Source organism: Kribbella sp. WER1, from assembly GCF_054189145.1.
The window spans coordinates 4970190-4984548 of the sequence record NZ_CM135186.1; the positions used below are offsets into that span (position 1 = coordinate 4970190).

12 protein-coding genes are annotated in these 14359 nt (G+C 67.3%); 4 read left to right on the plus strand and 8 right to left on the minus strand.

All coding sequences use genetic code 11. The features are described from left to right. Positions 1-20: 20 nt before the first annotated feature. Both ACXJJ3_RS24090 and ACXJJ3_RS24095 read right to left on the minus strand, forming a co-directional pair. On the minus strand, positions 21-2168 hold the full coding sequence (locus ACXJJ3_RS24090; protein WP_458164101.1) for a (Fe-S)-binding protein: 2148 nt from the start codon (positions 2166-2168) through the stop codon (positions 21-23). Between the two features lie 72 nt (positions 2169-2240). Beyond that, positions 2241-2462, minus strand: coding sequence for a DUF6204 family protein (locus ACXJJ3_RS24095; protein WP_458164102.1), 222 nt, complete (start codon positions 2460-2462; stop codon positions 2241-2243). A gap of 178 nt (positions 2463-2640) precedes the next feature. On the opposite strand from ACXJJ3_RS24095, the gene ACXJJ3_RS24100 reads away from it, so the two are divergent. Beyond that, entirely contained in the window at positions 2641-3168 is a 528-nt protein-coding gene (locus ACXJJ3_RS24100) for a hypothetical protein (protein ID WP_458164103.1), read from the plus strand. A gap of 1 nt (position 3169) precedes the next feature. Here the strand turns inward: ACXJJ3_RS24100 and ACXJJ3_RS24105 are convergent, their stop codons facing one another. Further along, positions 3170-4621 (minus strand): GAF domain-containing protein, encoded by a 1452-nt coding sequence (locus tag ACXJJ3_RS24105; protein ID WP_458164104.1) that lies wholly within the window; start codon positions 4619-4621, stop codon positions 3170-3172. A gap of 81 nt (positions 4622-4702) precedes the next feature. On the opposite strand from ACXJJ3_RS24105, the gene adh reads away from it, so the two are divergent. Beyond that, positions 4703-6226: an aldehyde dehydrogenase gene (gene adh, locus ACXJJ3_RS24110; RefSeq protein WP_458164105.1), complete on the plus strand. Its 1524-nt coding sequence runs from the start codon at positions 4703-4705 to the stop codon at positions 6224-6226. Between the two features lie 12 nt (positions 6227-6238). After that, positions 6239-6604, plus strand: a complete 366-nt coding sequence (locus tag ACXJJ3_RS24115; RefSeq protein ID WP_458164106.1) for a DUF779 domain-containing protein — start codon at positions 6239-6241, stop codon at positions 6602-6604. A 44-nt stretch (positions 6605-6648) separates the two neighbouring features. Here the strand turns inward: ACXJJ3_RS24115 and ACXJJ3_RS24120 are convergent, their stop codons facing one another. Genes ACXJJ3_RS24120 through ACXJJ3_RS24140 form a run of 5 tightly spaced genes read right to left on the minus strand, consistent with a single transcriptional unit; the run spans position 6649 to position 12679 of the window. Continuing rightward, the gene (locus ACXJJ3_RS24120) at positions 6649-9108 is read right to left on the minus strand and encodes a GH116 family glycosyl-hydrolase (protein ID WP_458164107.1); all 2460 of its coding nucleotides are present in this window, start codon (positions 9106-9108) and stop codon (positions 6649-6651) included. Next, positions 9092-9721, minus strand: coding sequence for a hypothetical protein (locus ACXJJ3_RS24125; RefSeq protein WP_458164108.1), 630 nt, complete (start codon positions 9719-9721; stop codon positions 9092-9094). Before ACXJJ3_RS24125 ends, ACXJJ3_RS24120 begins: the two co-directional genes overlap by 17 nt. Then, positions 9718-10530, minus strand: coding sequence for a carbohydrate ABC transporter permease (locus ACXJJ3_RS24130; RefSeq protein ID WP_458164109.1), 813 nt, complete (start codon positions 10528-10530; stop codon positions 9718-9720). The genes ACXJJ3_RS24125 and ACXJJ3_RS24130 overlap by 4 nt, the downstream gene beginning before the upstream one ends. Continuing rightward, entirely contained in the window at positions 10527-11369 is an 843-nt protein-coding gene (locus ACXJJ3_RS24135; RefSeq protein ID WP_458164110.1) for a carbohydrate ABC transporter permease, read from the minus strand. Before ACXJJ3_RS24135 ends, ACXJJ3_RS24130 begins: the two co-directional genes overlap by 4 nt. A 20-nt stretch (positions 11370-11389) precedes the next feature. Continuing rightward, the gene (locus ACXJJ3_RS24140; protein WP_458164111.1) at positions 11390-12679 is read right to left on the minus strand and encodes an ABC transporter substrate-binding protein; all 1290 of its coding nucleotides are present in this window, start codon (positions 12677-12679) and stop codon (positions 11390-11392) included. 323 nt (positions 12680-13002) lie between these two features. Between ACXJJ3_RS24140 and ACXJJ3_RS24145 the strand changes: the two genes are divergently transcribed. Next, positions 13003-14214 carry a S53 family peptidase gene (locus tag ACXJJ3_RS24145; protein ID WP_458164112.1) on the plus strand — a complete coding sequence of 404 codons (1212 nt, stop codon included), beginning with the start codon at positions 13003-13005 and terminating at the stop codon, positions 14212-14214. Positions 14215-14359: the final 145 nt, after the last annotated feature.

The following is a 14359-nucleotide window of genomic DNA, read 5'->3' on the forward strand; positions in this document are numbered from 1 at the left end:
CAGATTGCAGCTAGTTGCAGCTAGTCGCCACGCTTGACGGAGGCGAGCAGCAGCTGGGCGACGTCCTGCACCTCGACCTCTTCGCGGGCCGAGCCGTCGGCCTGCTTGGCGGTGAGGCCGTCGGACAGCATCACCCGGCAGAATGGGCAGCCGGTGGCGATCTTGTCCGCGCCGGTCTCGACCGCCTCGGTGGTCCGGTTCAGGTTGATCCGGGTGCCGAGCTTCTCCTCCATCCACATCCGCGCGCCGCCGGCGCCGCAGCAGAACGACTTCGTCTGGTTGCGGGGCATCTCGGCGTACTCCGCGCCCGGGATGATGTCGAGCAGTTCGCGCGGGGCGTCGTACACCTGGTTGTGGCGACCGAGGTAGCACGGGTCGTGGTACGTGATCTTCTGGCCGTTGAGCGAGCTGTCGGCCGGCGCGACCGGGGTCAGCTTGCCGTCGCGGACGAGCCGGTTCAGCAGCTGGGTGTGGTGGATGACGTCGAGCTCGACGCCGAGCTGGGAGTACTCGTTCTTCAGGGTGTTGAAGCAGTGCGCGCAGGTGGAGACGACCTTGCGGACCTTGGTCTCCTTGAAGACCTCGGCGTTCTGCATCGCGAGCTGCTGGAACACGAACTCGTTGCCGGACCGCCGCGCCGGGTCGCCCGTACAGGTCTCGCCGTCACCCAGTACGGCGAAGGACACACCGGCGATGTTCAAGAGCTCCGCGACCGCCTGCGTGGTCTTCTTCGCGCGGTCCTCGAACGCTCCCGCGCAGCCGACCCAGAACAGGTAGTCGACCTCGTCCAGCGACTCGACGTCGGACCCGACCTGCTTGACCTCGAACGGCAGGTCCTTGGCCCAGTCCATCCGGCCGGACGGGTTCATGTTCCACGGGTTGCCCTTGTTCTCCAGGCCCTTGAACAGCCCGTTGAGCTCGGACGGGAACGACGACTCGATCAGCACCTGGTACCGGCGCATGTCCATGATCGCGTCGACGTGTTCGATGTCGACCGGGCACTGCTGCACGCACGCGCCGCACGACGTACAGGCCCAGAGCGCCTCCTCGTCGATGACAGCAACGTCCGCGGGTCCGACCAACGGCTTCTCCTGCTCGTCGATGACCAGCTGCGAGAGCGACTTCCGCTCGTCGTCGGAGGAGGCCAGCAGGTACGGCGCCTTGGCGTACGCGTGCTCGCGCAGGCCCATCATGATCAGCTTCGGCGACAGTGGCTTGTCGGTGTTCCAGGCCGGGCACTGCGACTGGCAACGGCCGCACTCGGTGCAGGTGGTGAAGTCGAGCAGGCCCTTCCAGGTGAAGTCCTCGACCTTGCCGACCCCGAGCGCCGCGTCCTCGTCGAGCTCGTCGATGTTCTCGAAGTCGATCGGGGCGCCGTTCACCATGATCGGCTGCAGCGCGCCGAGCGCCGTACCGCCGTCGGCCTTGCGCTTGAACCAGATGTTCGGCCAAGCCGTGAACCGGTGCCACGCGACACCCATCGTTGCGTTCAGCGAGATCGTGATCATCCAGGCGAACGAGATCAGGATCTTGATCATCGCGATCAGGTAGACCGCGTTCTCCAGACCGCCCTGGCTCAGACCGCCGAACAGTCCGCCGAGGAAGAACGTGCCGGGATAGTGGAACTTGCTGCCCTCGCCGAGCTGATACTCCAGACCGCGGAGCAGCAGGATGCAGATCAGTACGCCGAGGATCGTGTACTCGACGTAGTACGCCTGCCACGACGTCGAGCCGTAGAACCGGGACGAGCGCGGCTTGTCCCCCTTCGGGAGGTGCATCAGCCGGTAGATCATCAGTCCGACGATCGAGACCAGGCCCGTCCACGTGAGCGCCTCGCTGACCCACTCGAACACGAACCAGTGCCCGATGATCGGCAGCGCCCAGTGCGGGGAGAACAGCTGGCCGAACGCGGTCACCAGGGTCAGGAACAAGCCGATGAACCCGAAAGCGACGAACCAGTGCATCACCCCGATGTGACTCCACTGCAGCATCCGGGTGTGCCCGAGCGACTCCTTGACCAGGGTCAGCGTCCGCTTCCCCGGGTTGTCGGTCCGGCCGGCCGGCTGCCCGAGCTTGATCACGGACACGATGTGCCCGACCGTCTTGCCGAACAGCGCGACGGCGACCAGGGTCACCGCGAGCGAGACGACGATGGCGAGGATCTGCATACCAGGGATGTTATTGGTTGGTTACTCATGAGTCATGTCCTTGCGGCCATCGTCACGCCCGCGTGTTCCGGCTCACTTCACCTTTCGCCGCGGCCGGCGGATCTTGACGTCCTCGAGGCGGGTCGCCGTCGCGCGCAGGTGCCGGTGCTCCAGCCCGCGCGCTTCCAGCAGCGCGGCCGCCGTGAGCAGTCCGTCGTCGATCGCGCGGATCTCGGAGTACTCCCGCTGGGTCCGTTCCGCGAGGAGTGTCGCGATCAGCTCGGGCTTGCCGGCGAAGTTCGGCGGCGGCCGCAAGCAGCCGCTCGCGCGTCCGGGCCTGGCTCTCCGCCCGGGGGATCCGCTTCGTCACCTGCCTGAGCTGAGGTCGTGCGCGAACCGAGACGTGGCGTTCCTTGCGGTCGAAGTAGACCAATCCGTAAGTTTCCAACCACTGCAATCACAGTATCTGTCAACAGGTTTCTAAAGGAGAGTCATGCGTCTTCGTCGGGGAATCGCTGCTGGGGTACTGATCGCCACCGGGCTGGTGGTTCCGGGGGTGGCGTCGGCGGTGCCGGCCGCGGCCAAGAAGTGCGATACCGGGGCCGTGTACTGGTACACCAAGGGCGGCCACGAGGTGTACGTCGGGACGAATCTGCACAGCGACTGGATGGAGGGGCCGGGGCGGATCACCTACCAGAAGACCGCCACGTCGGAGTCGAACTCGTCCTGGTCCGGCGACCTCGGGGTGAGCATCCCGCTGGTGATCGCGGAGATCCAGAGCAAGTACGCGAAGACCGTCGGCAAGTCCCAGTCGGTCACCGACAGCTGGTCGTACACGGCCGAGGTCCCGAGCGGGAAGGTCCGGCGGCTGCAGCAGCTGAAGCAGTCCTGGCGGGTGCAGGTGGTGCGCTGGAAGTACACGACCGGCGACTGCAAGAAGACCAAGGAGCTCAGCAACAAGACCGCGACGTTCCCGACCAAGAACCGCGACTACCTGTGGATCCTGGTCGGGCGCGAGTAAATCAGCCGAGCAACCGGTGCAGACGGGCGGCGACCGCGGCATGCCGCGGATCGTCCGTCGGCAGCGCGGCCTCGAGCGACTCGAAGATCTCCAGGTCCTCGGCGCCGGTCGTGGTCTGCGCGAACTGCCAGAGCGCGTCCGGGCTGTGCGCGTCGAGCGCGGCCCGGCGGATCGTCGCGTCCAGCTCCTCGCGCTCGGAGCGCAGCGCGGGCGCGTCGGAGCGGGCGAGCAGCGGGCCGGCGTACAGCTCGAGGGCCTTCGGGAGGTCACCGGCGCGGAGTGCCTGCTGTACTTCGGTCACGTCGCCGGTGACGTCCGCGACGATCCGGTACGGCTTCGTGTCAAGGACTCCGCCGCCGAGCAGGTTCCGGAGGCGGTGCATCTCGGCGCGGACCGTCGTCGGGTTGCCCTCGTCGCCGTACAGCTGGAGCATCAGCTGCTCCGCGGTCAGGCCGGTGGGCTGCAGTAACAACAGTGCGAGTACTTCGGCCCGCCGCAACGTCAGCGCGATCTCGCGGCCGCCGACGACCGCGATCGGCTGACCCGAGCCGAGCAGCTTCAGGCGGAGCGACGGGCGCGAGCGGCGCAGCGACGTACCGGGCATCCGGAGTAGGTAGCCCTCGTCGAGGCGTTCGACCAGTCCTTCGCGGCCGTCGCCGAGGTCGATCCGGTCGGCGCCGTCCGGTACGACGAGGCGGTCCGGCAGCCATTCGAGTGGTTGTACGGCGAGCACCCGCCCGGTCGGGGTGAGCAGCGCGCCGGGCGCGTCGCCGAGCGCCATCAGGTGCCGCATGTTGCGGGCGCGGAGCATCTCGTCGGCGGCGGCCATCCGGACCTTGAGCTGGCCTTCGGCGAGCTGGGCGGCGGCGGTCACCAGCGCGACCATCGCGGGGTGGACGGTCCGCAGCGGACCGGAGACGTCGACCGCGCCGAGCAGCTTGCCGGTGTCGGGGTCGTGCACCGGCGCGGCGGCGCAGGTCCATTCGTGGATCCGCCGGACCAGGTGTTCCGCGGAGTGGATCTGGACCGGCTCGCCGACCGCGAGCGCCGTACCCATGCCGTTGGTCCCGACCTGGTCCTCGGACCAGACCGCGCCCTCGGACAGCGCGATCCGGTCGGCCGTCCGTTTCACGTCGGCGGCGCCCTCGCGCCACAGGATCATGCCCTGCGCGTCGGTGACGATCATGATGTGCGACGCCTCGTCGGCGATCGTCGTCAGGGTCTGCCGGAGCACCGGGAGGACGGCGCGGAGTGGGTGGTTGGCCCGGAGTTCCTCGACCATCCGTTGCTCGAGGATCATCGGCGGTAGGTCCAGGTCCGGGTCGACCGCGGCGGCCAGCGAGCGTTCCCAGGAGGCCGCGACCAGCGGACGCGGGTCGCTCGCGGGGTGGCTCCCGCCGAGCACGTCGTCGTACAGCCCGCTCAACCGGCGGGCCTGCTCCGGTGCGTCCATACAACCTCACTCCACGTTGCAACGTCCGTGCAACGTCGGGGTCCCTAGGTTCGGGTCAACGCCAGATCCGTTGGAGGACCTATGACGATCTTCGCAGCTCCCGGGCAGGATGGCAGCCCGGTCGCGTACAAATCGCGCTACGACCACTACATCGGCGGCGAGTGGGTCCCGCCGGTCAAGGGCCAGTACTTCGAGAACCCGACCCCGGTCACCGGTCAGAACTTCACCGAGATCGCCCGCGGTACGGCGGAGGACGTCGAGGCCGCGCTGGACGCCGCGCACGGTGCCGCGCCGGGCTGGGGCCGTACCTCGCCGGCCGAGCGGGCGAACATCCTGAACAAGATCGCCGACCGGATCGAGGCCAACCTCGAACTGCTCGCGGTCGCCGAGAGCTGGGACAACGGCAAGGCGGTCCGGGAGACGCTGGCCGCCGACATGCCGCTGGCGATCGACCACTTCCGGTACTTCGCCGGCGCGCTCCGGGCCCAGGAGGGTTCGGTGTCGGTGATCGACGACGACACGATCGCGTACCACTTCCACGAGCCGCTCGGCGTCGTCGGACAGATCATCCCGTGGAACTTCCCGATCCTGATGGCGGTCTGGAAGCTGGCGCCCGCGCTGGCGGCCGGCAACGCCGTCGTCCTGAAGCCGGCCGAGCAGACCCCGGCCTCCATCCACGTGCTGATGGAACTGATCGGCGACCTGCTGCCGCCGGGCGTGGTGAACATCGTCAACGGATTCGGCGTCGAGGCCGGCAAACCGCTTGCCTCTAGCAACAGAGTTGCCAAGGTCGCGTTCACTGGTGAGACCACGACCGGCCGGCTGATCATGCAGTACGCGTCCGAGAACATCATCCCGGTGACGCTCGAGCTCGGCGGCAAGAGCCCGAACGTGTTCTTCGCCGACGTCGCGTCCTCGAAGGACGACTTCTACGACAAGGCACTCGAGGGCTTCACGATGTTCGCGCTGAACCAGGGCGAGGTCTGCACCTGCCCGTCGCGGGCGCTGATCCAGTCCTCGATCTACGACGGTTTCCTGGCCGACGCGACCGCGCGGACCCAGGCGGTCAAGCTCGGAAACCCGCTGGACACCGACACGATGATGGGCGCCCAGGCGAGCAACGACCAGTACGAGAAGATCCTCGCCTACATCGGGATCGGCAAGGAGGAAGGTGCCCGGGTGGTCACCGGCGGCGCGCCGGCCGAGCTCGGCGGCGACCTGGCCGGCGGGTACTACATCCAGCCGACGATCTTCGAGGGCGACAACAAGATGCGGATCTTCCAGGAGGAGATCTTCGGGCCGGTCGTCTCGGTGACCAGGTTCGACGACTACGCGGACGCGATGAAGATCGCCAACGACACGCTGTACGGCCTCGGTGCGGGTGTCTGGTCGCGGGACATCAACACGGCGTACCGGGCCGGCCGGGAGATCCAGGCCGGGCGGGTGTGGACGAACAACTACCACGCGTACCCCGCGCACGCGGCGTTCGGCGGGTACAAGAACTCCGGCATCGGCCGCGAGAACCACAAGATGATGCTCGACCACTACCAGCAGACCAAGAACCTGCTGGTCAGCTACAGCCCTTCGAAGCTCGGGTTCTTCTGAGTGGTGGAGAAGGTGTTGCTCACTGACGAGGCGGCGCAGTGGTTGCGCCGCCTCACCGGGATGCACGGTCCGCTGATGTTCCACCAGTCCGGTGGGTGCTGCGACGGCAGTTCGCCGATGTGCTACCCGGACGGTGAATTCAGAACGGGGGCCGCGGACGTGCATCTTGGTGACCTGGTCGTCGACGGCCTGGAGCGGCCGATCGCCTTCTGGATGTCCGCGAACCAGTACGAGTACTGGAAGCACACCCAGCTCACCGTCGACGTGGTGAAAGGCCGCGGCAGCGGATTCTCCGTGGAGGCCCCCGAGGGCGTCCGCTTCCTGATCCGCTCCCGGCTGTTCACCGACCAAGAGTCCGCGGAACTCGGACTCCTCTGAACGAGTGCCGCCCGTCCGGTGGCGTTGCCGGACGGCCGGCACTCTCAGGTCGTTGAGATCACTAGCGGGCTGCCCGGGTTGTCGACGGCGTACGTGGTGCCGTCGACGGTGACTGCCTGCAGGTCGAGGTGGCCGGACTCGCATGTGAGTGTCAGCCTGCCTGAGGCGTACGTAGCGGTTCCCCAGCCGGTGCTGGTGGTGAAGGGGAAGCTCCAGCTGTCGTTGGAGCGGACGAGATCCAGCGGGGCGATTGTGATCGTCTTGGTGATCGCGTTGTAGCGGTAGCCGGTGAGGGCTTCCAGGACGGACCAGCCGGCGGCGTTGCGGATGTAGTGGTCGCCGCACTCGATCGGGTTGAACGGGTTGCGCCGGGTGCCGTCGTACCGGGCCCACATGCCCTGCAGGACCGCCATGCCCTCGTCGGTGAGTCCTTCGTACAGGCAGTGCGCGGCGACCTGGTACTCCGAGCCGGTCCACACCTCGTCGCAGTACCGGGTGGGTACGTCGGGGCGCCCGCCGTGCGGCCAGGTGCACATGAGCAGGCCGGTGTCGTCCTCGTCGGCGAAGACGCGGTACGGGTGCTCGAAGTCGTGGAAGTCCGTGCGGAGGTTGTGCCGGACGACGTTGCGCAGTGCCGTCCGTACGTGCTCCTCCGGGAGCAGATAGCCGAGGTCCAGCTGGTGCGCCCACCACTGGCCGATCAGCTGGTCGGCCAGGCAGCCGTCGCCCCACTGGAAGTCACGGGTCTCGTCCGGGTCGAGGATCTGCCGGTAGTACTCGCCGGTGAACAGCAGCTCGTCGTACGCCGTGCTGCCGGTCTCGAAGAGCGTGCGGTACTGCTTCGGGTCCTCGCCCAGCAAGAGCGCCATCTCCTCGGCTGCACGCAGCGCGGCCAGCCAGAGCGTGCCCATGAACGAGTTGACGCCGCACAGGTCGATGTCGTGCGTACTGGGCTGGATGCCACGCAGTACGCCGTCGCGCAGCCATTTGCCGTGGATGTGGTCCAGGAGACGGACGACGTTCGGCCAACGGTGCCGGAGCCAGTCGACGCCGGCGCCTTGGCGGACCTCCCGGTACGTTTTCAGCACGTTGCCGAGCATGCCGTCGAGGGCGGGCTCCTCCGGGCCGCCGATGACGACATCCCAGAGCTGCTTCATGTACAGGGGAGCGCGGACGCGGTGCGGGATGTACCCCTCGGGCGCCTGCATGACGTCGTACTCGGTGTCGCGCATGTTCCGTTCGAGGGACGGGAAGAGGCGGGAGAGCGTCTGCTCGTAGTTCCAGACGTGGGTGCAGTTGAGCGGGCAGGATCCGCCGTACCGGCCGCCCCACATCACGGTGGACGCGCCGAGGACGCCTTCGAAGCCGAGGACGTCGCCCTGCGCGGTCTGGAAGACGGTTGGGCTGCGGACGTCGGCCGCGAGCGCCGCGAGTCGCGCGCCGGCCTCGCCGGGGAGCGTGCTGTTGTCGAACGCCTCGGTCCACTTGGTGGTGAGCTCCCGCAGCTCGTCCCAGTGCTCGACGAAGCGCTCCGCGGCGGCGACGGCGTCCGGCGTACGGCGGGTGTGCGCGTTGCCGAGCCAGAAACGGCTGTGCCCGTACTCCGGGTGCGGGCCGAACTGGTTGAAGTCGACATATCGGTTCGGGAAGTGCCAGGCGAGCACGAACCGGAACTGCTTCGTGTCACCCGGCTCGAGGTGGAACGGGACGGCCAGCCCGCCGTTCCAGGTGCTGCCGGGCGCGCTGGCGCCGCTTGCGGGGGTCGCCGGACCGTTGAGGAAGGTAACAAACTCCTCGGGGCGACTCCACTGCGGGTGGACGAGGGCCTCGCCGTCAGCAGCAAGCACCAGCTGCCCGGCACCGGGATGGTCATCAGGCAGGCTGCCGTTATCGCACACCAACGAGGTCCAGCTTCCGCGCCGGACACGGTTGGTGTTGCCGCCGTACAGGCTGCAGGACGTGCCGTGAACGGGCGTGACGCCGTCCCAGCCGACGGCGTTCTGGAGCGCGCCGGCCAGCTTGCCGTGCAGGGCGATAGGCCCTGGATTGTGCAGCGTAAACGTGAACCCGACCACCGGCTGCGAGCTGGCGTCGGCATCACCCGGCACCAGCGGGTTGAACACCTCCAGGCTCACCTGCACAGGCAGATCGGTCTCGTACTCAACGCGTGCCTGCGGATACGTAGCAGTCACCTTGGTCGGTCCGATCGGACGGATGACCTCGTGCAGCTCCTGCTCGCCGGCCGGTACGACGTCGTCCGTCACCAACGGTGTGTTGGAGGGAGCAAGCGGGGGACCTTGGAGCAGCCGTACTTCGTCCAGCGGTGGTTCGACGCGGGACAGGCGCAGTGCGAAGAAGCTGTCCGGCACGTGCCCCTCGTGGTTGCCGAGGTTGTGCAACTGCCACTGGCGCAACGCGCCGTTGCCGGCCAGCGCGACAGTGCCGGTGCCGAGACCTCCCAGCGGCAGTGCGAAGTGTCGAAGGGTGTCACCGGTGTAGTGCATGTTTCTCCGTCCATGTACCAGCAGAGGCGAACAACGCAACAGGTCCTGGGGCAAGCAGTAACAGTGAAGCGGTAACCGACGTACCGAGCAGCAACGCGACAAAAGCCAACGCCAGCACGCCGAGCGGTACAAGCGGGGCACGGGCCACCAGGTGGAGCGCGGTGAACCACAGGCGCCTGCCCCGCAGCCCAGCGGTCACCCGCAGACTGAAGGCGTAGCAAGACGCGAGCAACAGCAGCACACCCGCACACCCACTGACAGCCAACGGCAGCAGGAACACAGGCCCGGAGTACAGCTGCCAGTTCAACAACCCCACAGCGACCACAACCCCCGGCACCAACCCAACGCCCACTCCAGCCAGGGCGTGCCTCCGCAAGTTCCTCATCAGCTCCGGGACGCCACCACGGTCCTCCCGCACCACCGCATCCGTGGTCGCGACCACGGATGCCCACACAGGACAGACGACGAAGGCAGCCAGCAGGACGGTCAGTGGTGAGAGCCCAGGACTGAACAGAACGACGAGAGCCGCCGCAGCGCAGGTCAGCACGCCGGCCGTGGCCAGGAGGGGGAGCTGGTGCCAGAGGGCTTTGAAAGCAGCCGGAAGGTACGTCATGCGCGCAACCCGGTGGTGGCGATCGACGCGATGAACGAGCGCTGGAAGATCAGGAACAGCACCAGGATCGGCAGCACCACCAGCGTGATCGCGGCGAACAGTACGACGGCCGGCCCGCCGCCCATCGCGCCTTGCAGCGACACGAGCCCGACCGGAAGCGTCATCTTCTCCGGCGTCGACAGGAAGATGTACGGCCAGAAGAAGTTGTTCCACGACGCCTCGAACACGAAGATCCCGAGCGCTGTCAACCCAGGCCGCGCCAGCGGCAGGATCACCCGGAACAGGATCCAGAAGTGCCCGGCGCCGTCCATGATCGCCGCCTCGTCCAGTTCCCGCGGGATCGACGAGATGTACTGCCGCAGGAAGAAGATCCCGAACACGTTCACCAGTGCCGGCAACCAGATCGCGACCGTGGTGTCCACCAGGTGCAGCCAGCGCATCATGATGAAGATCGGTACGACGGTCAGCTGCACCGGCACCACCAGGGCCGCCAGCAGCACCGAGAAGATCTGGTCCCGCCCGGGGAACCGCAGCCGGTTGAACGCGTACGCCGCCATCGCGCTGGTGAACAACGCCCCCGCCGTCGTGATCACCGCGATCTGCAGGCTGTTCCACGCCATCCGGGCGAACGGGATCAGCCCGGGCACCTGCTGGAAGTTCTGCACCGTCGGCGGGTTCGGGATCCACTGCGGCGGCAGCTGGAACGCGTTGATCGGCTCAGACAGCGCGTTCACGATCAGCCAGACCAGCGGCGCGATCATCACCACGCCACCAAGCACGAGCACGAGGTCGAGCAACCGACCCTTCATTGGTGCACCCATCGACGTGAAAGCCGGAACTGCAGCCCGGTGACGACCATGATCACGACGAACAGTACGAGCGACAGCGCCGCGGCGTACCCGACCTCGAAGGACTGGAAGCCCTTCTCGTACGTGTACTGCACGATGCTCCGGGTCGCGCCGTCCGGCCCACCCTGTGTCATGATCACCATCGGGTCGAAGATCTGGAACGCGCCGATGAACGTGATCACGGTGGCGAAGAAGATCGTCGGGGACATCACCGGCAGTGTGACGCTCCAGAACCGCCACCACGCGTTCGCGCCGTCCACCCGCGCGGCCTCGTGCAGCTGCGCCGGCACGGTCTGGAGTCCGGCCAGCAGGATGATGAACGTGTACCCGATCGTGTGCCACCAGTCGACCAGGATCAACGACGGCAACGCCCAGGTCGGCGACGCCAGCCAGTTCGTCGATGCCGAGAGGTAGTAGTTGACCAGCCCGAACGTCGGGTCCAGCACGTACTTCCAGATCAGCGCGACGGCCGCCCACGACACCAGGAACGGGAAGAAGTACGCCGTCCGGACGAAGTACTTCGTGCCGCGGGTCATCGTCCGGTGCACCCCGAGCGCGAGCAGCATCCCGAGGCCGATGTGTGTGACGACCGACGACAGCGCGAACACGAACGTGTTCAGCACCGCGCGGATCGTCGTACCGTCGCTCACCAGCTGCTTGAAGTTGTCGAGCCCGGCGAACTCCGGCGTACTCAGCAGGTCCCAGTGGAACAGGCTGAGCCCGAAGGCGGCGAGCAGCGGGAGAGCGACGAAGACGAGGAAGAGCAGGACGGCCGGACTGATGAACAGATAGCCCGGCAACCAGTCCCGGCGTTGCGGTTTCAGACCAATCCCTCCAGCGTGGTCTGCGCCTTGCCGAGCGCGTCGGCGGGCGCGGCGTTGCCGGTCAGGACCTGCTTCCAGCCGTCCTCGATCGCCTTCTGGATCGCGGCGCCCTTGTCCGGCGACGGGATCGGCGTCGCGTAGCTGAGCGCCTGGTACAGATACTGCGTTCCGGAAGGCGCGTCCTCGAGGAACGACTGGCTGTTCGCGATCGACTTCCGGGCCGGCACGATCGTGCCGCCGAGCTGCGCGAACGTCGACGAGCCTTCCTTCGAGATCAGGAACTTGATGAACGTCCAGGCGTCGTCCTTCTTCTTCGACGCCTTCAGGATCGGGTACCCGTTCCAGCCGACCGGCGAGCCCTGCTGCACCTTGGTCGGCCACGGTACGATGCCCATCTTGGTGGTGGCCTTCAGGTTCCGGATGCTGATGATCGGCCAGCGCCCGCCGCCGAACATCGCGAGCTTGCCCTGCGCCGCGGCCGTGAACGCGTCGAACGTGCCGCCCGGCGGCGGCGACAGCTTGTCGGCGACCAGCTTCCGGTTGAACTCGGCCGCCTCGATCGCCTTCGGGTCGTCGTACGTCGGCTTCGACCAGTCGTCGGTGAACGAGCTCGTCCCGTTGGTCAGCAGCCACGGCATGATCGCGGCGAAGTACGCCGAGTCGGCGGCGTACCCGAACGCGCCGGTCTTCGCCTTGATCTGCTCGCACGCGTGCCGGAAGTCGTCCCAGGTCCACTTCGCGGTCGGCTCCGGTACGCCGGCCTTCGCGAACAGGTCCTTCGAGTACCACATGCACATCGTGTTGAACTCGCCCGGCAGGTAGTACGTCTTGCCGTCGGTGGAGGCGTACTTCTTGTCCCACTCGACCAGGTTCGGGTCCATGTCGGCGTAGTACTCATCGATCGTCGACTGGTCCTTCTTGATGTAGTCGTCGAGCGGCGCGAGCAGGCCCTTGGACGCGAACAGCCGCTGGCCCTCGGTGGCGATCTGGATGACGTCCGGGACCTGGCCGCCGGCGATCCGGGTGGACAGCTTGTTGAAGAAGTCGCCCCAGTTCGACAGCGGGATGCCCTCGGCCTTGAGCTTGATCTCCGGGTGCTGCTCGGTGAACTTCGCGAACAGCTTGTTCCAGGTGGCCTGCTGCTCGGCCGTGCCCATGTAGACGAACGACAGCTCCTTGGACGAGGACCCGCCGCCGCTTCCGCCACCGCCGCATCCCGCGAGCGCGGCGGTCAGCGCCGTACCCCCGGTGGCCTGGAGGAACCGCCGCCGACTCAGCAAAGCCATGAGTAGACCTCTCTCAATGGGAAATCGATTTCTCGGCAGCATAGACCTGGGCGCCGAAACGGTGTCAAGATCAGGTGCCGGGAAACTCAGGGGGAATCCTTCACGGCTTTCGGAGCTGACGGTGACCGCGTGATCACGCGGGAAATCGCGTCGCGCTGGGCCGATTGTCACGGGACTGCCCATGACATTTGTCAGTGGTCCGATCGCTGGCCTCCGGTGGCGCACCGGACGGACGATGCGAAGACCCCCCAAATCAAGCCGGCCTCCGCCCACTGGCCGATCGGGATGGTGCGCGGAGGCCTGCCCAACCTCGAGGAGTCCAGTTGAGGCAACGGATTCTCGTCTCCGCCCTGAGCGCAGGTGCGCTCGCCGTCGTCGGTGTCACCGCGGCCATGTCGAGCGCTTCGGGCGCGGTCGGCGCGGCCACTCCGTACACCGCCGGCAAACATGACGCGAAGGTCTGCTCCGCGACCAGATCCGCCCACACCGCCGTTTGCGACGCCGTGAAGCTCGTCGACGCGAACGGTTTCGCCCCCAAGGCCAGTGCCCCGCCGTCGACCGGCCTGACCCCGTCCGGACTGCAGGACGCCTACAAGCTCAAGGGCCTGAAGGCGAACGGCCGGGCGGTCGCGATCGTCGACGCGTACGGCTACCCGAACCTCGAGCGCGACCTCGGCGTCTACCGCTCGCAGTTCGGCCTGTCCGCCTGTACGACGGCCAACGGCTGTCTGAAGGTCATCAACCAGACCGGCGGCAGCACGCTGCCGAAGTTCAACGCCGGCTGGGCCGGTGAGCAGGCGCTCGACGTGGACGCGGTCTCGGCCGCGGCGCCGGACGCCAAGATCATCGTGGTGCAGGCCAACTCGGCCAGCTTCGCGGACCTCGGCACCGCGGTCCAGACGGCCGCCAAGCAGGCCGGTGTCGTTGCCATCTCCAACAGTTACGGCGGCAGCGACGCGGACGACACCACGTACGGCAAGTACTACAACCACCCGGGTATCGCGGTCACCGCATCGACCGGTGACAACGGCTACCAGGGCGGCAGCTACCCGGCGTCGTCGTCGTACACGACAGCCGTCGGCGGTACGTCGTTGGTTGCCGCAAGCAACACCCGGGGCTGGAGCGAGTCCGTGTGGAGCGGCGCCGGCTCCGGGTGCTCGACGTACAACACGGCGCTGAGTGCGGCGTCGTCGTTCGACACCGGCTGCTCGAAGCGGGCGATGGCGGACGTGTCCGCCGCGGCCGACCCGGGCAAGGGCGGGATGGCGATCTACTACCCGACCAGCAAGACCGCGTCGACCTGGGCGCAGTTCGGCGGGACGAGTGAGGCGGCGCCGATCATCGCCGCGGTGTACGCGCTGTCCGGCAACACCACCGGCTACGCGAACGCGCTGCCGTACGGCCACGCGAGCTCGCTGTTCGACGTGACCAGCGGTAGCAACGGGACCTGCCCGACGACCCAGTGGTGCAACGCCCGCACCGGCTGGGACGGCCCGACCGGCCTCGGTACCCCGAACGGTGCCGGCGCCTTCTGAGCCGACGTTATTCGAACACTGGGAGCAGCCAGGCGATTGCTACGTGCAATCTCCCGGTTGCTCCCAGTACTGTTCCCAGCACGAAGGACAACCCTCAACTCCGCGGCAATCCGGTGATTTCTCTTCCCCGGACGCCCCCACAGGC